Annotated in this window: 18 protein-coding genes and 1 other annotated feature; of the genes, 2 read left to right on the top strand and 16 right to left on the bottom strand. The window is 43.2% G+C overall.

The window, feature by feature from the left end:
* Positions 1 to 15: 15 nt before the first annotated feature.
* The 3 genes from OGM16_03495 to OGM16_03505 form a co-directional block, all read right to left on the bottom strand.
* Positions 16 to 651, bottom strand: coding sequence for an ABC transporter permease (locus OGM16_03495; protein UYJ47350.1), 636 nt, complete (start codon positions 649 to 651; stop codon positions 16 to 18).
* Complete coding sequence (locus OGM16_03500) at positions 644 to 1,618, bottom strand: methionine ABC transporter ATP-binding protein (GenBank protein UYJ47351.1); 975 nt, start codon at positions 1,616 to 1,618, stop codon at positions 644 to 646. Before OGM16_03500 ends, OGM16_03495 begins: the two co-directional genes overlap by 8 nt.
* A gap of 290 nt (positions 1,619 to 1,908) precedes the next feature.
* The gene (locus OGM16_03505; GenBank protein ID UYJ47352.1) at positions 1,909 to 2,850 is read right to left on the bottom strand and encodes a MetQ/NlpA family ABC transporter substrate-binding protein; all 942 of its coding nucleotides are present in this window, start codon (positions 2,848 to 2,850) and stop codon (positions 1,909 to 1,911) included.
* A gap of 243 nt (positions 2,851 to 3,093) precedes the next feature.
* Here OGM16_03505 and OGM16_03510 point away from each other — a divergent pair, with 243 nt between their 5' ends.
* On the top strand, positions 3,094 to 5,349 hold the full coding sequence (locus OGM16_03510) for a molybdopterin-dependent oxidoreductase (protein ID UYJ47353.1): 2,256 nt from the start codon (positions 3,094 to 3,096) through the stop codon (positions 5,347 to 5,349).
* 94 nt (positions 5,350 to 5,443) lie between these two features.
* On the opposite strand, the gene OGM16_03515 is transcribed toward OGM16_03510, so the two are convergent.
* The 4 genes from OGM16_03515 to OGM16_03530 form a co-directional block, all read right to left on the bottom strand.
* A complete protein-coding gene (locus OGM16_03515; protein ID UYJ47354.1) occupies positions 5,444 to 5,926 on the bottom strand; it encodes a PTS glucose transporter subunit IIA in 483 nt (160 codons plus the stop codon).
* Between the two features lie 13 nt (positions 5,927 to 5,939).
* Positions 5,940 to 7,274: a 6-phospho-alpha-glucosidase gene (locus tag OGM16_03520; protein UYJ47355.1), complete on the bottom strand. Its 1,335-nt coding sequence runs from the start codon at positions 7,272 to 7,274 to the stop codon at positions 5,940 to 5,942.
* A 19-nt stretch (positions 7,275 to 7,293) separates the two neighbouring features.
* A complete protein-coding gene (locus tag OGM16_03525) occupies positions 7,294 to 8,892 on the bottom strand; it encodes a PTS transporter subunit EIIC (protein ID UYJ47356.1) in 1,599 nt (532 codons plus the stop codon).
* Positions 8,893 to 9,082: 190 nt separating this feature from the next.
* The gene (locus OGM16_03530) at positions 9,083 to 9,838 is read right to left on the bottom strand and encodes a MurR/RpiR family transcriptional regulator (protein UYJ47357.1); all 756 of its coding nucleotides are present in this window, start codon (positions 9,836 to 9,838) and stop codon (positions 9,083 to 9,085) included.
* Positions 9,839 to 9,999: 161 nt separating this feature from the next.
* Here OGM16_03530 and OGM16_03535 point away from each other — a divergent pair, with 161 nt between their 5' ends.
* The gene (locus OGM16_03535; protein UYJ47358.1) at positions 10,000 to 11,121 is read left to right on the top strand and encodes an SLC13 family permease; all 1,122 of its coding nucleotides are present in this window, start codon (positions 10,000 to 10,002) and stop codon (positions 11,119 to 11,121) included.
* A gap of 50 nt (positions 11,122 to 11,171) precedes the next feature.
* On the opposite strand, the gene OGM16_03540 is transcribed toward OGM16_03535, so the two are convergent.
* The 9 genes from OGM16_03540 to OGM16_03580 form a co-directional block, all read right to left on the bottom strand.
* Positions 11,172 to 11,486 (bottom strand): type II toxin-antitoxin system RelE/ParE family toxin, encoded by a 315-nt coding sequence (locus OGM16_03540; GenBank protein ID UYJ47359.1) that lies wholly within the window; start codon positions 11,484 to 11,486, stop codon positions 11,172 to 11,174.
* A 2-nt stretch (positions 11,487 to 11,488) separates the two neighbouring features.
* Positions 11,489 to 11,791, bottom strand: a complete 303-nt coding sequence (locus OGM16_03545) for a type II toxin-antitoxin system RelB/DinJ family antitoxin (GenBank protein UYJ47360.1) — start codon at positions 11,789 to 11,791, stop codon at positions 11,489 to 11,491.
* Positions 11,792 to 12,042: 251 nt separating this feature from the next.
* Positions 12,043 to 12,903 (bottom strand): hypothetical protein, encoded by an 861-nt coding sequence (locus OGM16_03550; GenBank protein UYJ47361.1) that lies wholly within the window; start codon positions 12,901 to 12,903, stop codon positions 12,043 to 12,045.
* An 84-nt stretch (positions 12,904 to 12,987) separates the two neighbouring features.
* Positions 12,988 to 13,356 (bottom strand): RidA family protein, encoded by a 369-nt coding sequence (locus tag OGM16_03555; protein ID UYJ47362.1) that lies wholly within the window; start codon positions 13,354 to 13,356, stop codon positions 12,988 to 12,990.
* Between the two features lie 388 nt (positions 13,357 to 13,744).
* A complete protein-coding gene (locus OGM16_03560; GenBank protein UYJ47363.1) occupies positions 13,745 to 15,052 on the bottom strand; it encodes a CCA tRNA nucleotidyltransferase in 1,308 nt (435 codons plus the stop codon).
* A gap of 1 nt (position 15,053) precedes the next feature.
* Complete coding sequence (gene proS / locus OGM16_03565) at positions 15,054 to 16,493, bottom strand: proline--tRNA ligase (protein UYJ47364.1); 1,440 nt, start codon at positions 16,491 to 16,493, stop codon at positions 15,054 to 15,056.
* 188 nt (positions 16,494 to 16,681) lie between these two features.
* Positions 16,682 to 16,900 (bottom strand) — a binding site (T-box leader).
* Between the two features lie 103 nt (positions 16,901 to 17,003).
* A complete protein-coding gene (locus tag OGM16_03570; protein ID UYJ47365.1) occupies positions 17,004 to 18,110 on the bottom strand; it encodes an AI-2E family transporter in 1,107 nt (368 codons plus the stop codon).
* A 108-nt stretch (positions 18,111 to 18,218) separates the two neighbouring features.
* Positions 18,219 to 18,860 (bottom strand): cytidylate kinase-like family protein, encoded by a 642-nt coding sequence (locus tag OGM16_03575; GenBank protein ID UYJ47366.1) that lies wholly within the window; start codon positions 18,858 to 18,860, stop codon positions 18,219 to 18,221.
* A gap of 110 nt (positions 18,861 to 18,970) precedes the next feature.
* Entirely contained in the window at positions 18,971 to 19,180 is a 210-nt protein-coding gene (locus OGM16_03580) for a hypothetical protein (GenBank protein UYJ47367.1), read from the bottom strand.
* Positions 19,181 to 19,238: the final 58 nt, after the last annotated feature.

Raw genomic sequence — 19,238 nt, forward strand, 5'->3', positions numbered from 1 at the left:
CTTTTGACCCTGGTATCATGATAATTTCTTATACAGCAGATTTCCTATACTCTGGATCACCTGCACAAAAATGATCAGCACAATACTGGTAGTTACCAGATATGGCATTTTATACGCCTGGTAGCCATAACGTATAGCCACGTCACCCAGACCGCCGGCACCAATGGCACCACCCATTGCGCTGTAACCGATCAGACTGATCATGGTCAGCGTAATACCGGAAAGAATAGCCGGAAGAGCTTCTTTTAAATATACACGGAAAATGATCTGCAGATCTCCTGCACCAAAAGAACGGGCGGCTTCAATAAGACCGTGATCTACGCTGCGGAGAGCAGATTCAATAACTCTGGCTACAAAAGGAATTGCGGAAATGGTCAGAGGCACTAAAGCTGCCTTTGTACCAATGGCTTTTCCTGCGATCATACGGGTAAACGGGATGACGATAACCATTAAAATGATAAATGGGAAGCTGCGGAATACATTTACAAGGATATCTAAGATCCCATAAATGATCTTATTAGGCCGCAGGCCGTCCGGTGCTGTTACTGTGAGCACAATGGCTGGGATAAAACCTAAGATCACGGAAAAAAGGGTAGAACCAATGACCATATATACAGTCTGCCCAAAGGCTTTCATAATTACATCATACATTTTCAAGCACCTCCCATAAGATACATCTGTCTGTGAGCCATGCAGTCACACGCTCTTTATCTGCTTCTGTTACATTGATCACCAGGCTTCCCATAATGGTTCCACGGAAGTTCTCCAGTTTTCCCTGACAGATACCAAAATTGATGCCCAGGTCATGTGCCAGATGAGTAATAGCGCTGTCGCTGGCTGTTTCATCGTTAAAGAACAGACGGACATTGACACCGTCTTTTGGAAGAAATTCCACACTGTCACCTACAAACTCCTGAACATCCTTATTTGGTGCCACAAACAATTCTTCCGGTTTTCCGGCAGCGATCATTTTACCATTTTTTAAGAATGCAACCTTATTGCAGATCTCTTTTACAACTTCCATCTGATGTGTTACCACAACAATGGTAATTCCCAGTTCTTTGTTGATCTTGGAAAGCAGTGCCAGGATACCCTTTGTAATCTGGGGGTCCAGAGCGGAGGTCGCTTCATCACAAAGAAGAATCTTTGGATTTAAGACCAGGGCTCTTGCGATTGCCACTCTCTGCTTCTGTCCGCCGGAAAGCTGTTTCGGATAACTGTTTACCTTATCCTTTAAACCAACCAGATCTAACAGCTCCATAATACGGGCATGATTTTCTTTGCTGTTCTTATTCTGTCCCCAGAACTGAAGAGGAAGAGCAATATTATCATACACATTCAGACGGCCTAACAGATTGAAGTTCTGGAAGATCATTCCCATGTCCTTGCGTACCAACTGAAGCTGTTTCTGACTCAGACCTGCAATTTCCTTTCCATCTACTGTAATAGAACCGCCGTTATACTTTTCCAGTCCATTTATACAGCGCAGCAATGTAGATTTACCGGCACCGCTCTGTCCGATAATTCCAAAGATATCTCCCTGTTCAATGTTAATGGAAATATCCTCCAGCACCTGAAGGCTGCCAAATTGTTTGCTTACATGTTCAATATTGATCATAAAATTCTCCTAATCTAAACCGGTATAAAAGCAGATATAAAAACGGGCAAAGGGCTGCTGCAAAAATTTCCTGATTTCAGGTTTTTTACAGCAGCCACCGCCATTTTTATGATGTTGGGGGCAAAAGGTATTTTGCCCTCCGATACCGAATTGCTGCGTGCTTTGCACTCTGGCAATTCCCAAAACATTCAGAAGTGGGGGCTTTCCGGATGTTTCTACCTGTTGCTATTGTATACAGGAACGGCAATCGTATCCTGCGTGATCAGTACAGTTATTTACGAAACGATGTACTAGAATGCCGGGATAACGGAACCGCTGTACTTTTCTTCAATGTATTTCTTTACATCATCATTCTGTAATGCTGCGATCAGAGCCTTGGTCTTAGTGCTTTCTTCATTTCCCTCTTTAACAACCAGATAGTTAATGTACTTATAGCTTTCGTCACTGTCTGCAAGCTCTGCTGCTAAAGCATCCTTCTCAGGATTTAAGTTTGCTTCCAGTGCGTAGTTTCCATTGATAACTGCTGCATCCACATCGTCCAGGGATCTTGGCAGGTTTGCTGCATCCAGCTCAGTGATCTCGAAATTGTGAGGATTTTCTGCAATGCTGGTCAGGTTGTAAAGATCCTCTGTTTCAGCCAGAGTGATCAGTCCATTGTCTGCTAACAGCTTAATAGCTCTGGATTCATTTGATCCATCGTTTGGTACTGCAATGGTTGCTCCGTCAGGAAGCTCTTCCAGGCTCTTGTAATTCTTGGAATAGATGCCCATTGGCTCTAAGTGGATGCCTGCAACTTCTACTAAATGAAGTCCTCTTTCCTTGTTCTGCTCTTCCAGATAACGGATAGTCTGGAAATAGTTTGCATCAATCTCGCCATCTTCCAAGCTTGTGTTAGGCTGAACGTAATCATTAAACTCAACTACCTCTACAGTCCATCCAGCTGCTTCAAGCTTTGGAACTACTACATCATTTACGATCTCAGCATGTGGAACTGGTGTTACACCGATAGCGATCTTGTTGTCATCACCTTCCGGAGCAGGAATTTCTCCCTCTGCTGCCGCTTCTGCTTTTGTTTCTTCTGCACTGCTTTCAGCTGCCTTAGAAGAAGCTGCTGCTGTAGTTGCTGCCTCAGTTGCTGCTACTGTTGTCTCTGCTGTCTTGCTGCCGCATCCTGCAAGAACAGTAATTGCTGCTGTTGCTGCTAATGCTAATGTTAACCATTTTTTCTTCATAATATTTGTCTCCTCTCCTGACCAGGCCCCGGTGGTCTGATCTCACTTGCTTGTTTTTTATTTGTTTCCTGTGTTTCTTTTGATAGTCTGCATTTTAGCACATCCCTTTTAGTCTGTCTATTTCATAAAATCTTTATCTAGCTATAGGTAAAACCTATAACAAGCAGATCCCGGTTATGTTATACTCTAATGCGTAAACAACTTTTTGGACTCACCATTTATTACAGAAAGGCGTCACACCCTATGAGCGAAACAAAGATCATCCCCACAACCGGACGGAACAACTGCGGTGGCCGCTGCATCATCTATGCCCACGTCCGTGACGGTATTATTGAAAAACTTTCCACAGAAACAACGGGAACACCAGAACATCCCGTTCCCTTATGTGCCTGCGCCAGAGGCTTAAACTACCATAAAACATTTTTAGGTGAAGACCGGCTGCGTTGGCCTATGAAACGGACCGGTGAACGTGGGGAAGGCAAATTTTCCCGCATCAGCTGGGAAGAAGCCCTGGATATCCTTACTTCTGAATATATCCGCATCCGGGATACCTACGGACCCGGCTCCCGCTATGTGAATGATGGCTGCGGAATCAGCGCTGTTATGCGGGGGGACCGCATAATGCGCCGCCTGCTGGCCTTAGACGGAGGTTATCTTGGCAGCTACAATTCCTACAGCTCTGCCTGCATCCGTAATGCAACAGACATCACCTACGGCACCAGCGAAACCGGAACACATCCTTCCGACTGGTTAAACAGCCAGCTGATCATCCTCTGGGGGCACAATCCTGCAGAAACCCGCTTTGACAGCAGTTCCATGTTCTACCTGAAGAAGGCAAAAGCTGCCGGTATTCCTGTTATTGTCATTGACCCGCGAAAAAATGATACCGTCCTGGCCTTAGATGCCCAGTGGATCCCCATCCGCCCTGCTACAGACAGTGCTCTGGCTGATGCCATGGCATACTTTATTATAAAAGAAGGGCTTCAGGATCAGGGATTTTTAGATACATGCTGTCTTGGCTTTGACGCAGCCCATATGCCAGAAGGCGTGGATCCGTCCCTTAACTGCCTTTCCTATTTAATGGGTGAAAACGACGGCATTCCAAAGACACCTGAATGGGGTGAAACGATCACTGGCATTCCAGCTGACACCATCCGGGAACTGGCTATCCGCTATGCTACCACAAAACCAGCTGCTATTATCCAGGGATACGGTGCACAGCGAAATGCATATGGCGAGCAAAGCGCCCGTGGCGTTATCCTTCTTACCTGCCTTACTGGAAATGTAGGGATCAGCGGCGGCTCTGCAGCCGGATCCGGAGATTGTTCTACCCATAAGCTGCCGAAATTCCCGGTACCGGATAACCCTTATAACAGGGAACTTCCTGTTTTCCTCTGGACTGATGCAATAGACCACGGTAAGGAAATGCATGAATATGATGGCATCCGCACCTGCGATCAGGGGATCTTTGATGATCCAAAGGATATTGCACTGGATTCCAATATAAAAATGATCTTCAACCTGGCAAGCAACACCCTTATAAATCAGCACGGTGACATTAACCGCACCGCCAAGCTGCTAAAAGACACGTCTAAGTGCGAATTTATTGTCTGCTCTGACTTATTTATGACAGCCAGTGCCAAATTTGCAGACCTGCTCCTTCCGGGGATTTCCATGTTTGAAGAGGAAAACATTACCAAACCATGGAAATTTACAGAATTTCTTGGATTTAATAATAAGGTCATTGAACCTCTTTATGAATGTAAGACGGAATATGAATGGATACGGGAACTGGCAAAGGGGATCGGCTTAGAAGAAGAATTTACAGAAGGCCGTGATTACAGCCAGTGGATGAGTTATATTTATGAAGATCTTCGCACCAGCGAACCGGAGCTCCCGGAATATGATGAATTCCGTGAAAAAGGCATTTATAAATTTGAAGAAGGGCATTATCCCATTTCCTTTGAAAAAGAAGTAAAAGATCCAAAGCATTACCCATTCCCCACACCAAGCGGAAAGATCGAGCTGTTTTCCACCAAATTATGGAAAACTCCTATGAAAGATTTCATGCCGCCTATTCCCCGGTACGTAGCACCGCCGGAAGGCCCGCAAGACCCGCTGACAAAGCGCTTCCCACTTCAGTTATCCGGCTGGCACAGCAAATGCCGCACCCACACAGTCCATGACAATAACTTAAATTTACGCAAACTGGATCCGCAAAAACTCTGGATCCACCCGGAAGATGCTGCCGCCCGCAGTATTAACGATGGCGATATGGTCCTTGTATACAATGACCGTGGTCAGGTAAAGATCCCTGCTAAGATCACCGACCGGGTAGCCAAAGGTGTCACCACCCTTTCCCAGGGCACCTGGTATACACCCGATGAAAACGGTGTAGATACCCGGGGTTCCATTAACGTACTCACTTCCCAGCGCCCCACTCCATTTGCAAGAGGGAATGGACAGCATACCAATCTGGTGGAAGTGCAGAAAATATAGCAAAAAAACAAAAACAGGAGCTATCCGAAAAATATTATTTGGATAACTCCTGTTTATAACTAAGCTATTGATCAACCGTATCAATTTATAACTACTATTCAAGATGTAAAATTTCTTCACCCTTCACAGCTGAATCATTTTTCAACAACGTAAATGCTGCTCCACTTGAAAATACGATCGGTGATACCAGAGATTTACCAGCGCCTGTTATCTGTTCCAGATTAACCTTTACCAGCAGCTGTCCCTGTTTTACCTGATCCCCCTGTTTTACCTTTACATCAAATCCGGCACCATTTAATTCTACTGTATCCAAACCAATATGGATTAAACATTCTAAACCATCTTCACGTTTTAAACCATAGGCATGTCCTGTAGGAAATGCTGCAGTTACCTCACCATCAAATGGTGCGATCACTTCGCCATCTGTAAGTTCCACAGCAAAACCATCTCCCAGAATTTTAGAAGCAAATGTTTCATCTTCCACCTGCTCTATAGGAATTATTTTTCCTGTTGCTGGAGATACAAATTCTGCTTTTTTTATTTCCGGATCCTTTTTCAGCCAGTTAAATAAACCCATATGCTCCTCCCGATTACTTTAATTCAGGCCAGTAATCCTTGTTGGCTTCAATCAGATCATCCAGAATCTGTTTTGCTACAGAAGCACTGGGAACTGTTTTCGATAAGGTAAGTGCCTGCCACAACTTCAAATAGCTGTGTTCTACATATGCCTGTACAACCAGTTTTTCAACTGCCAGCTGTTCCTGCATCATGCCTCTTTCAAATGTTGGGATCTCACCCTGACTCATAGGCTCCGGACCATTAAAGCCTACAACACAGGGAACCTCTACCATAGCATCGTCATCAAAATTGCTGATGGCACCCTTATTTTCCACAATGCACAGCATGATCTCATGTGTATTATAAGCCAGCGCTCTTGCCAATGATACAATAAAAGCAGCATGATTATCAACAGTAAACTCACCACCTGTAGCAGTTCCTTTGCGGATTATCTCTCTTGCAGCACCAAACACCTCTTTTTCTCTGCCTTCGATAACTTCATCTGCACGAGTGTGGTTTGGGTCTGTATGTTCTACTACATAATCCGGATACATATAGTACTTTAAATACGTATTGGGCAAAAACTGCGGATCCAGAGCCAGAAGATCTTTTGCTTTTTTGTGTGTTGCCTGCCAGCTTTCATCCATATGCTGTGTTTCAATTGCTTTCTGGGTAAGATAGCCATTTTCCGCAACATACTTTGTTAATTTAGGCATGTAATCTTCGCCAGTTGTTTTGTCCTTTACACTGGTCCACCAGCCAAAATGATTCAGCCCGAAATAACGTACATCCAGATCATCGTATTCTTTTCCTACAATATATGCCATTCTTCTTCTGGTACCTACTGGCATATCACAAATATTAATCACCTTTGCATTCGGTCTTAATACACGGCAGGCCTCCGCAACGATGGATGCAGGATTAGAGTAATTGAGCATCCAGCAATCCGGAGAATATTTTTCCATATAATCAATAATCTCCAGCATGCCGGTAATACTTCTCATTCCATAAGCAATTCCACCTGGGCCACAGGTTTCCTGGCCAACTACGCCGTATTTCATTGGGATTCGCTCATCCAGTCTGCGCATCGCATATTTTCCTACACGGATATGTGCCATACAGAAATCTTTTCCTGTAAATGCAGCCTCTGGATCAGTTGTATATGCAAAATGAATCTGCGGAGCCTCTTCTTTCATTAATATTTCAAGTGCTTCTCCTATAACCGCCTGACGTTCTTCATCATTATCATAAAGTGTTACCGAATCCAGTGGAAAATCTTCCTGATGCTCCAGCATCATTTTTACAATTCCTGGTGTGTAAGTACTGCCGCCTCCGGCAATCACTACATTAAATTTTTTTCCGTTCATTTTTATGATCTCCCTTCTATTACTGATCCAAGCCCAGTTCCTTGTCTACTGCCTTTCTTACCTGATTGATCTGAAGACCGTAAACTACCTGAACCGTTTCATTTTTCTTAAATACACCTGCAGCTCCTGTCTGCTGCTTTAAAACCTCATCCTTAACAAGTGAACTGTCTTTTACAATCAGACGCAGGCGTGTAAAACAGTTATCTACTTTTTCAATATTGTCCGGACCGCCTAATGCTTCTACAATCAGCTTTGCATTGATCTCCCCATTGTCAGATGCTGCTGTTTTTTCTGCAGATGCCTTTGCTGTCTTTTCTTTATACTCTGCCTTTGTATGCAGTTTCATTTCCATTCCATTATCTTCGCGGCCAAGTGTTTTTAAGTTCAGCTTGGTGATCAGGAAACGGAATAAGAAATAATAAATAACAAATTCTGCAATTCCTATTAAAAGATAAGTTGGCCAATGTGTCTTTCCGATTCCTAACGGGATATTATACAGAAGGAAATCAATAAATCCATTTGGTCCGATGGCGCGGCAACTTAATATATTAAATGCTACCATTCCAAGTCCGCTTAATACTGCATGAGCTACAAATAAGATCGGCGCTACAAACAGGAAAGAGAATTCAATCGGTTCTGTTACACCGGCAATAAAAGATGTAAATGCTGCCGGGATCAGAATTGCTTTGATCTTCTGACGATTTTCAGGTCTTGCTGTGTGATACATTGCAAGGCACGCGCCAACCAGACCAAACATTTTTGAAAGTCCCCTTGCATCCCATACTACAGAAGACGATAAAATTGAAATAGACGGATCTGCCATCTCTGCATAATAAATATTTCGGCATCCTTCGTATACCTGGCCTGCGATCTGTTCTGTACCACCCAGTTTTGTATACAGGAATGGTGTATAAACCAGATGATGAAGGCCTGTAGGGATCAAAAGACGTTCTAATGCTCCATAAATAAAAATACCAAAATTTCCGGTTCTGTTGATGAAATATCCTAAGCTGTCGATCACCATCTGTACAGGAGGCCATGCATAAGTAAGAACAACTGCAAGAATGATGATAACCGGGATCAGAACGATAAATACAAATCTTGCGCCCCCATAAATCTGGAATGCATTGTTAAATTCTGTATCGATGAAACGATTATGCACATAGGCACTTACACATCCAAGAATGATTCCCAGGAATACACCCATATCCAGGATCTGGATTCCTAAAACTACCGCCTGGCCACTTCCTCTTAATGCATCAGCATCTACTAACATTCCTCTCAGTCCCATGAATTTATTCATGGCATTGATAAATACCAGGAATGCAAGAAGTGCTGTAAATCCAGCTTCCGCTTTTTTCTTCTTTGCAAGTCCGATTGCAATACCGGTACAGAATATCAGTCCCAGGTTATTAAGTATTGCTACCAGTGCCCCGGAAAGGATCGTTCCAAATCCTTTTGTAACCGGATTATCAAGGAATGGCAGAATCTCCATTAATCTTGCATTTGTCAAAACATTTCCCACCGCGATCAGAAGGCCTGCAATAGGAAGGATCAGCACAGGCATGAACATAGCCTTTGAAAAGGACTGCATAGCACTCATTACTTTTTCTTTCATGTTACCTCTCTCCATTTTTCCAACATAATATTCACTATCTGTAAAATATCATGTTTTTTATTCCACGTGGTGATATTTGGAATTATACAGCTTACTGGGAAAAAGTACAGATTTTCAGACCAAAAGGAAACGTGTTACCCAATTACGTAACACGTTTCACAGAATTGTATGAAATTATATAAATATGCTTTTATTTTATAGAAATCCGATAATATTCATAGATCAAAAGTTCGATCATCATCATTGTTTTTGCAAAGTACAGAGTAGGTTTCATATTCCTGTCATCTAAAGGATTATCGTCTTCTACTTCGATCACACAGTCACTGTACTCTTTTAAAGGACTATCTCCCGCATGTGTAAATCCTACTGTAAAAATAGCATTTTCTTCTGCTGTCCTTACCCGATTCAGTACATGAGGCGAACGCCCTGATCTTGAAAAAGCAATAAAAACACCTATAGATTCCATATTATTTTCAAAAATACCAATAGAATCTGCCCCATCTGACAAGATACATTTAATACCTAAAACCAGAAGCTTTTTCCCCAGATAATTTGCCATCATCGATGAAAAACCCATTCCATAGATAAATACGGTATCAGAGGTTTCACAGATTTTTTCTGCTGCCCTGCGCAGATTCTGATAGTTTTCTAAGGATATAGCTTCTCTTCCAGCAAAATGACTGATAAAATCTTCATTTACTTCATAACCGCGGCTAACTCCACCCACAGTTCCCAAAAGTTTATAATACATCTCAATAAAACCATTATAACCCAGTTTACGTGAAAGCCTCATAACTGTGGATGTGGACGTAAAGTTTTCCCGGGCCACACCACGTACTCCTAACTTTAAAGCCTGATCAAGATGTGTCAGCAGATACTCTAAAACATTTCTTTCTATATCTGTCAGCTGTATCCCACACGTCAGCTTTTCAATGTCGATATCCATATACAACCGTACCCCTTCATCTTCATTGCATTGTCTCTGAATGAACTAATACAAAAGTATACCATTTTTGTTTTAATTTTACAAATCCTTCCATATGCTGTATACTTTTATTTTAAATAGATCAGATTTATTTATTGAATATTGCGAAGGAACTGTTATTTATGAAAACTTTTATAAACACCTGCATCCGCTTTTTTAAAAAAGAAACTGTATTATGTATCGCCGGATCTTTAGCCTTTATTTCCGCGTTTTTTGTACATCCCTCTGCTGCTTATATGGGATATATCGACTTTCGGGTTCTGTCTCTGCTTTTCAGCCTGATGCTGGTTGTAGCTGGATTTCAGAGCATCGGTCTTTTTCACTGCCTCGGCTCTGCACTTCTTACAAAAGTACATACCACAAGGCAATTAATACTGGTGCTTTCCCTGTTATGCTTTTTTTCCAGCATGTTCATCACCAATGACGTGGCATTGCTTACCTTTGTTCCTTTTGCCATTATGATACTGACTATGGCCGGACAGCAAAAGCTTTTGATCTCCACCATTGTTTTGCAGACCATTGGCGCGAATTTGGGAAGCATGTTCACACCTGTAGGAAATCCCCAGAACCTGTATCTGGCTTCTGCATTTTCCCTTTCCACAGGAACCTTTTTAATACGCATGTTCCCCCTTACAGCTTTGTCTCTGGTTTTGCTGGTTGCTGCAGCCTGTATGCTCCCCTCTACACCAGTAGACATCGCTTCCCAGACTGCGGCTGAACGGCCTGAACCGAAAAAATTAGCTGTTTATCTGGTACTTTTTATGACCTGCCTTGGATGTGTATCCCACCTGATCCCATATCCTGTTATGTTGGTTCTCGTCCTTATAACTTTGCTTTTTATTAATCGGACATTGTTTCAAAAAGCAGATTATTTTCTTCTTTTAACCTTTGTTTTTTTCTTTCTGTTTATAGGAAATGTGCAAAACATTCCCGCAGTATCTGATCTGCTCCATAAACTGATCCGGGGCCGGGAACTGGGCGCCGGGATCCTTTTAAGCCAGTGCATCAGCAATGTACCTGCTGCCATCCTTCTTTCAGGCTTCACTGACCAGGTCATTTCTCTGTTGTATGGAGTGAATATCGGCGGTCTGGGAACTCTGATCGCATCTTTAGCAAGTCTGATCTCCTATCGTTTTTATGTAGGAACAGAAAATGCACATACCGGACGTTATATGAAGGTATTTACACTTTATAATGTGATTTTTCTGATTATTCTGGCTTTGGTGGCCTGGAAAATCCTTTAAAATCTATAGCAAAAATCCCCGCTGATCTGGCGGGGAAATCTATTACATTTTTACTTTTTTAATCTATATTCAATATCTGACGCACTATAAAGTACATTCGTCACAATAACACTTTCTTCCTGTATCACATAGAATACTGAATAATTGTCCACGACCATTCTTCGTAATTTTTCAGCACGCCCAAACTCCGATCCTATCTCCCGAAAACGTTCTGGCAATATATCCAGCCTTAAAATTGCATCTGCAATCCTGTTATACTGTCTCATTGCATTTTCTAGTGCTAACAATGTAACTACAATATAATTATAAAGCTGTTCCATATCTGCCAACGCTTCTTGTGTGATCTGCACTTTATATTTATCCATTCTCAGCGCTTCTCCCTGAACTTTGCAAATGCACTGGCTGCATCCTGTATTCTTCCTGCCTGCATATCATCATATCCTTTTTGCAGTTTTTCATGAATCTGTTCATCTGTCATCAGATCTGCGTTGATCACATCCGGAGCTTTTGGCAATGTCACTGCAAACGGAATGCCGCCAGTAAGGGAAATCTGGTTTAAATACATATCAATAGCCGTTGACATAGGAACTCCCAGTTTTGATAAAACTGCTTCTGCACGCTCTTTTACAGTGGGATTTACTCTTAAATTTAATGTAGCTGTTTTTTCCATAACATAACACCTCCTACTGCCTATAGTGTAACGCAAACGTCATTACATTTCAAGTCTGCATAATATTATGATTAATAAATAGCCCGTATATTCCAATACAAAAGAGACTGACACTCAACTTATTTTGGAGAATAAATGCGTGCCCTGACATCTCTTTAATACTTCACTTGCCTCCGGAATCCGATAGCCTGCTTCCAAATACACAATGGCTTTCATTTTCTATTAAACAGCTTACATTCTTAACATGAAACTTAACAAAGGAAAAAACCACAGATCTTTTCACTGGTCTTGCGGCACACTGTCTGGACTTCCTCGTTGTCTGCTTCCGGGTCTTCCCCGCAAATATCCATGCCAATAAACTGTCTGCCTGGTGTCTGCTGCATATAGACATCTATAAATTGCAAAACCTGGTCCAAAACCACATTTCCCTGATCCCAGTTGGTCTTTCCTTCAGACTCTGATAAAATATCTTTATCAATGGAGATATACAATGGGAGCTGTTCTTTTTCATCAGCTTCTGCGCCGGTCACATTACACTGTCCACAAAGTTTCTGTATCCAGTTCGGCTTTTCCACATTTTGAAGAAATTCTTCCTCAGATATCCAGGTTACTTTCCCCAACAGTTCTTCCCCATCTTCTGCCAGTTCTTTTTTCGTTTCTTCCATGGCAGCTTGTGGCGGTCCTACCAGGATCACATGCTTTAAATTATCGTTGGTCTCCAGTGCTTCCCGGATCCAGCCACCGCAGGATAAGATCCCTCCAAAGGCCGGACACTGCATATCAGTATGGTGGTCAAATACTAACAGTTCAAAGGGTTCTTTTACCAACTCCAGCCACAGCTTTGTCAGATAATGGTAATTGCCGGAGTCTAAAAAATGCAGTCCCTCCGGCCCAAAAGGAATGATCCTCTTTCCGATCTCTTCCTCTGCCAGACTATCGCAATAACAGTTGGTTCCAGGAATGTCCTGGAAATCCAGCTGGGTGATCACTGGTTTTGCAGCCATATTCTCTGCCTCTGCCACCACACTGTCCACTTTCTTCTCCAGCGCCGTCTTCAGCCCCTGCATTTCATAAACTCCGCTAAAATTCATGATCATGATGTTATTCTTCATGCTTAAACCACCCTTCTGACTACTTACAGCAAAAAAGCTGCAGCTTCCAGAAAGCTGCAGCCATTTTCATTTTACAACTATTACTTATTTCTCAGCAATTGCTTCAATCTCGCAAAGAACACCCTTTGGAAGAGACTTAACTGCTACGCAGCTTCTAGCTGGCTTAGAAGTAAAGTACTTAGCGTATACTTCGTTGAATGCTGCGAAATCACCCATATCTGCTAAGAAGCAGGTGGTCTTGATAACTTTGTCATAGCCGCTTCCTGCTGCTTCCAGAATAGCTCCTACGTTCTTGCAGCTCTGCTCAGCCTGTGCAGCAATACCTTCTGGTACAGTGCCATCAGCTGGATTTACTGGGATCTGACCGGAAGTATAAACAATACCGTTTACTTCAAAACCCTGAGAATAAGGTCCGATTGCGCCTGGTGCTTTTTCTGTGTTGATCAATTTCATTTTTCAAATCCTCCTTTGAACTGTGATGTCCTCTCGGGATTTTCTGCACCCGCCTTTGTGGCAGATTTTCCGCCACTTGCACCCGAATTTCATCAACATACGCGCCGCGTACGCCTCAAAAATTCGAGCACAACTGGCAAAAAATCTTCTCACAAAATCGAATACAGAAAACCTCGAAAGAACATCCTGTACCAAATATTATAGTCAACCTTTGTAAATATTGCAATGTTTTTATACGCATACATCATTTAAATTAAGTAAAAACATACATGATTATTTTTTATAAGCCTAAATATTTTTGTAAAACATAGTGACTCATATTCTTTAAAGCAGACTATTTTATCCATTTTATTCTATCGCATATTCTTTCACAAAAATATTAAATGCTTTACATTTTGCGATCATATAACTCCAATTTCAGAATTTCCAGAAGATATTCCTTATCATTCTTCTCCGGCTCATCTAAAACCAGTTCCAGAAAATGATGCAGCGTCTGCCCCACTTCTTTTCCCGGCTTCATTCCAGCTTTTATCAGGTCATTTCCAGTAACAGCAAGCATTTTTAAGGAAATACAGTTGCCGTCAGCGCGGATCTCATCCCGCAGTGCGCAAATATTCTCTAACTGCCTTACTGCCACACTTTGACTATCCTTTGCCGCCGACTTTGCCAGACACAGCTTAATATTTAACAGATCATCAAACAGTTCCGGCTCCATCTGGCTCATGACCTTGCGGATCTGGGGTTTACTTTCAGCACCCGGCATAAATTCCAATTCCGCTGCGTTTTCCCGCGTACACATTTCATCTGGAAGGGCGATCTCTCCACAAATAGACCTTTCTATCCACCCGGTCAGCACCTTTACCTGGTAAATAGTATCATTATCCAGTTTCAAATCCCGTAAAATGCGCACTGCCTGCTCCGGTGTTCCTTTTCTTAAAAACAAAGCCCAGCGAAGGGACTTTTTTGCAGGAACCGTAACAGGCATATCCCCTATCATTTCTCCCATTTTGTGAAATGTTTCTGAAACATAAGGGCTGATGCCGGTTTCATATACCAGCTTCATAGCTTCCGGTCGGTCACTTAACAGCAGCTTGGTCAGCTCCACCTGGATACGCTCTTTGCTTACATGGACCAGATTAGGGGCAATCTCTGTGATTGCCTGTCGCGTAGCATCTTTAATCTCAAATCCCAGCTGGGCAGAAAAACGGATAGCACGCAGGATGCGAAGGGCATCCTCTGTAAAGCGTTCCGTTGGATTTCCAACGCAGCGAATGACTTTGCCTTCAATATCTTCCCTTCCGCCAAAAATATCCACCAGACCCGTATTGTGATTATAAGCCATGGCATTGATGGTAAAGTCACGGCGCTTTAAGTCTTCTTCAAGAGAAGGGGTAAAGGTAACAGTATCCGGGTGCCGGCCATCTGTATAATCGCCATCCACCCGGAATGTAGTTACCTCATATCCCTCTTTTCCAACCATAATGGTCACAGTGCCATGCTGTATGCCTGTATCCAGTGTCCTGGTAAAGAGAGCCTTCACCTGCTCCGGTCTGGCACTGGTGGTGATATCCCAGTCCCCCGGCTCTCTTTTCAGGATCATGTCCCGGACACAGCCGCCTACTACATAGGCCTCATAACCATGTTCATTTAACCTGTCAATGATCTTTCTTGCAGGTTCCGGGATATTCATTTTCATATTAATATGCTCTTCCCCAGTAAACCATCTTTTTAGCTGGCTTTCCGCAGCATACGCACTTGTCAGACAGATTTTCCTGCTCAAATGGCATACATCTGGAAGTTGCGCCGGTTACTTCCTTGATCTTGTCTTCGCATTCCTGGCATCCGCACCACATAGCCTTTACAAAACCTGGCTTTGTGTTAATGGTCTCAACAAACTCATCCCAGCCTAAAGCGGTATAAGTGTGGGCATCTCTGTGCTTTCTTGCCTTCTCTAACATATCATGCTGGATGGTATCAAGCAGCTCTTCTGCCTTTGCTTCTAACTCGTCTAAAGAAACAATAGTCTTTTCATGGGTATCGCGGCGTACCAGGACAGCCTGGTTATTTTCCATATCCTTAGGTCCGATCTCTACCCTTAACGGAATACCACGCATCTCGCAGTCAGCAAATTTCCAGCCTGGGCTCTTGTCGCTGTCGTCTACCTTTACAGAAAATCCGGACTTGATCAGACGGTCTCTTAACTCAAAGGCCTTGTCTAATACGCCTTCCTTCTTCTGCTGGATCGGAACTACCATGATCTGCACAGGAGCGATCCTTGGAGGCAGGACCAGACCATTGTCATCACCATGTACCATGATGATAGCACCGATCATACGTGTTGTCATACCCCAGGAAGTCTGGTAAACATGCTTTAATGTATTGTCCTTATCAGTAAACTGGATGTCAAATGCCTTTGCAAATCCGTCACCGAAGTTGTGGCTGGTACCGGACTGTAATGCCTTACCATCATGCATCAGGGATTCGATGGTGTAAGTAGCCTCTGCACCTGCGAATTTCTCCTTGTCAGTTTTCTGTCCCTTAATAACCGGGATAGCTAATACCTGCTCACAGAAATCAGCATATACATTTAACATCTGGATGGTACGTGCCTCTGCTTCTTCAGCTGTTGCATGGGCAGTATGTCCTTCCTGCCATAAGAATTCTCTGGAACGAAGGAACGGACGTGTTGTCTTCTCCCAGCGGACAACAGAACACCACTGGTTGTATACCCTTGGAAGGTCACGGTAAGAATGGATGTCTCTTGCGTAGAAATCGCAGAACAGAGTCTCAGAAGTAGGTCTTACACAAAGTCTCTCCTGAAGTGGCTCCAATCCGCCATGGGTTACCCATGCAACTTCCGGTGCAAAACCTTCTACATGGTCTTTTTCCTTCTCTAACAGGCTTTCTGGAATGAAAATAGGCATATATACGTTTTGTACACCTGTTTCCTTAAATCTGCGGTCCAATTCTTTCTGGATGTTCTCCCAGATCGCATATCCAGCCGGTTTGATGACCATACATCCCTTTACGCTTGCATAATCGCACAGTTCTGCTTTTTTAACCACATCGGTATACCACTGGGCAAAATCGGTATCCATGGATGTGATCGCTTCTACCATTTTTTTGTTGTCTGCCATGATTTTTCTCCTTTTACATTCTATATACTTTTCTTTCTGAAATCCATGATACCAGATTGTTACACACTACATGCTCTCACAATCTTCAAACCATTCGTAATCCGCTCATTTTTTTACAAAAAATAGCTACTTACTCATGTTTTGGTATCATCAAAAAGAGCCATCCGATCCCATGCATAAAACTTACTGCAAGGGACCGAATGACTCGGCGGTACCACCCTTCTTAGTTCCTGCAAAATAATCTGTGGCAGAAACCCTCTTATTTATCCCTTAACGCGGGAATTTCGCTGTATTTATCATACAGAGCTCCAGGGCAGGTTGGGTCACGCTTTCGTAAGGAACTTCCACCAGTGTTCCTCTCTCTGTAACGGGCTTTCTGACTTAATGATCCCTTTCAACGCCTTTTCATGGAATTTCATAGATTCTCTTTGATCTTCGTCATTTCCTTTCGATTTTACGTCAGAACGGGAGTTTTGTCAATGGGCTGAAAACGGGTTGCCGTCCCCCGTGTTACAGCTGACGTGTTCCATTCTTCTGTGTCTTTCCATTTACAGGCTGAGTAAGCAATAATTCTGTCATATCCTCGATCAGCAATAACCCCAGTGGTCCCAGAAACAGCCCCGTTATCCCAAACAACTTAAGTCCTACATACACTGCTCCTAAAGTTTCAAAAGGAGAAAGCCCCATCTGTCCGCTCATCAGGTGTACCTCCAAAAACTGGCGTATAAGGGTGCAGATCAGATATAAACCGGCTAATATCAACGCTGTTTTCCACTTTCCCATTACAACCTCAACGACTGCCCATGGTATCAGCACCGTTCCCGCTCCCAGCACTGGAAAAGCATCCATGATCCCGACCCCCATTCCCACAAGTACGGGACACGGATTTCCCACTAGGAACATGCCTGCCGTACACAAAAATGAAATAAGCAAAAATATGATCCCCTGACTTTTAAACCATACTTTCCCAGTGCTTACCAGCCGGTCTCCGATCAGGCGGAACTCCCTGCTAAAAACAGACCGGTCCCGCCGTTCTTTCAGCTCTTCCATTTCCTGTAAACTTAAAATAGCACTGCAGAAAGTAAATAAACTTATAAATCCAATACGACCTATAACTCCAGCTGTATAATAAGAGCCCATCATCAAAGATGGCACTGTTTTTTCCTTCACATATTTTGTTCCTGCTTCGATCATGCTTCTTGCCACACGGATTCCCCATCCCGGATCAAAGCCAAACCGCTTTTCAAGCCCAAAGCATTTTTCCTCGATCCAGAAATACAGCCCGTCCAGCCATACCGGCAGCTGGTCCATCAGGGTAGAAGTCTCTTCCCAGAGACGGCGGACTCCCATAGTCAACATAAAACTGCCAAGCACTCCCAGGATCAGCAGCTGAACCGTTCCCAGCAATCCCAGTGATGGTTTCCATTTTTTTCCAAATACGCATATTATGATCCGGTGCTGCAAAAAACGTGCTGACGGCCGAAGCAGCAGAGCCAGTGTATAGCCTAATAAAAGAGGAACTACAAGGGGCAGCAGATATTTAAGACCTGCATACACCATTCCTGTAGTTCCTATTATAATAAAAAATTTCTTCAGTTTCTTTCCCGGCTTTTCCATGGACTCACCTGTTTTTTGATCTGTACTTCTTTTGCACGTTCTTATTATGAGTCTTATGGACGGGAATTATTCACCGTTTTTAATTACGATCTGATATTTTTTTATCCGTTATACAGCTGCATTTCCACTCTCTTCCGGCTTTTCTTCATCTTTGCATACATCTTCCAGATATGCCAGTGCAGCCCTTAAACAGCCATCAACACCAACCAAGCTACTGTCCACGCAAAGATGATAATTCTGGGCTCTTCCCCAGGTATTTCCTGTATAATACTGGTAATAATCCCGGCGCTTGCGGTCAACGGCACGGATCTTCATTTCCATGCCTTTTTCATTGGCGCCTTCTTCCGGCTCCAGTTCCATTAATCGCTTTACGCGCTGTTTCATTTTTGAATAAATGAAAATGTTTACGCTGTCTTCCAGTATCATATCTGCACAGCGGCCTACGATCACACAGGGACCATGGGAAGCCAGTCTGCGGATCACATTAGACTGAGCCACAAAGATCTGATCAGACATAGGCACTTTATACAGCTCTGAAAAAGAATGATGGATCTTATGATCTAAAGGATCATCCTCTATCACATGCTCATCGTATTTACGGAACGCTTCCTCTGCAATATTAATATCATCTGCTGCCATAGAGATCAGTTCCTTGTCATAAAAAGGAATCCCCAGTGTCTCCGCCAGCTTCACCCCCAGTTCTCTTCCCCCGCTGCCGAATTCACGGCTCACTGTAATCACCTTGTTCATAATACTTTTCCCCGCCTTTCTCCTTGGTAACTGCTGTGCTGATAGTATAGCACATTTCCTGGAAAAATGGGGTTAATTTTATCTTAAACCGTATAAGTGGATCAGTGTTTTCAAAGGGGCATAGGTGTCCGTGCGATTAGAATAACTGCCAAAACAGCGCCCGCAAACGCCGCAGCAGCAACAACTGCTATCACTTTCCTGCTGAGTTTCTTCTTTGCTGCCTTACAGATCAGCGCAGCGCAAGCTACACAGACAACCGCAGCAGCCATGGCGATACCCATCATCTCCCATAACCAGGATAACTCGTATAAGAGTCTCATATATTCCCCCTCACCTTCTGTTAATCACCGCAAAATACCTTTTGCCACAACATCATGA

Source organism: Lachnospiraceae bacterium (genome assembly GCA_025758065.1).
Taxonomy (GTDB): domain Bacteria; phylum Bacillota; class Clostridia; order Lachnospirales; family Lachnospiraceae; genus Enterocloster.

What these genes read in the sequence shown, in the direction of transcription:
- OGM16_03540 (UYJ47359.1), bottom strand. Translation starts at nt 11,486, where the DNA reads ATGGATAAATATAAAGTGCAGATCACACAAGAAGCGTTGGCAGATATG.
- OGM16_03550 (UYJ47361.1), bottom strand. Translation starts at nt 12,903, where the DNA reads ATGAAGAATAACATCATGATCATGAATTTTAGCGGAGTTTATGAAATG.
- OGM16_03495 (UYJ47350.1), bottom strand. Translation starts at nt 651, where the DNA reads ATGTATGATGTAATTATGAAAGCCTTTGGGCAGACTGTATATATGGTC.
- OGM16_03580 (UYJ47367.1), bottom strand. Translation starts at nt 19,180, where the DNA reads ATGAGACTCTTATACGAGTTATCCTGGTTATGGGAGATGATGGGTATC.
- OGM16_03545 (UYJ47360.1), bottom strand. Translation starts at nt 11,791, where the DNA reads ATGGAAAAAACAGCTACATTAAATTTAAGAGTAAATCCCACTGTAAAA.
- OGM16_03505 (UYJ47352.1), bottom strand. Translation starts at nt 2,850, where the DNA reads ATGAAGAAAAAATGGTTAACATTAGCATTAGCAGCAACAGCAGCAATT.
- OGM16_03560 (UYJ47363.1), bottom strand. Translation starts at nt 15,052, where the DNA reads ATGAAAATGAATATCCCGGAACCTGCAAGAAAGATCATTGACAGGTTA.
- OGM16_03530 (UYJ47357.1), bottom strand. Translation starts at nt 9,838, where the DNA reads ATGGATATCGACATTGAAAAGCTGACGTGTGGGATACAGCTGACAGAT.
- OGM16_03555 (UYJ47362.1), bottom strand. Translation starts at nt 13,356, where the DNA reads ATGAAATTGATCAACACAGAAAAAGCACCAGGCGCAATCGGACCTTAT.
- OGM16_03510 (UYJ47353.1), top strand. Translation starts at nt 3,094, where the DNA reads ATGAGCGAAACAAAGATCATCCCCACAACCGGACGGAACAACTGCGGT.
- OGM16_03520 (UYJ47355.1), bottom strand. Translation starts at nt 7,274, where the DNA reads ATGAACGGAAAAAAATTTAATGTAGTGATTGCCGGAGGCGGCAGTACT.
- OGM16_03525 (UYJ47356.1), bottom strand. Translation starts at nt 8,892, where the DNA reads ATGAAAGAAAAAGTAATGAGTGCTATGCAGTCCTTTTCAAAGGCTATG.
- proS (UYJ47364.1), bottom strand. Translation starts at nt 16,493, where the DNA reads ATGGCAGACAACAAAAAAATGGTAGAAGCGATCACATCCATGGATACC.
- OGM16_03500 (UYJ47351.1), bottom strand. Translation starts at nt 1,618, where the DNA reads ATGATCAATATTGAACATGTAAGCAAACAATTTGGCAGCCTTCAGGTG.
- OGM16_03570 (UYJ47365.1), bottom strand. Translation starts at nt 18,110, where the DNA reads ATGGAAAAGCCGGGAAAGAAACTGAAGAAATTTTTTATTATAATAGGA.
- OGM16_03515 (UYJ47354.1), bottom strand. Translation starts at nt 5,926, where the DNA reads ATGGGTTTATTTAACTGGCTGAAAAAGGATCCGGAAATAAAAAAAGCA.
- OGM16_03575 (UYJ47366.1), bottom strand. Translation starts at nt 18,860, where the DNA reads ATGAACAAGGTGATTACAGTGAGCCGTGAATTCGGCAGCGGGGGAAGA.
- OGM16_03535 (UYJ47358.1), top strand. Translation starts at nt 10,000, where the DNA reads ATGAAAACTTTTATAAACACCTGCATCCGCTTTTTTAAAAAAGAAACT.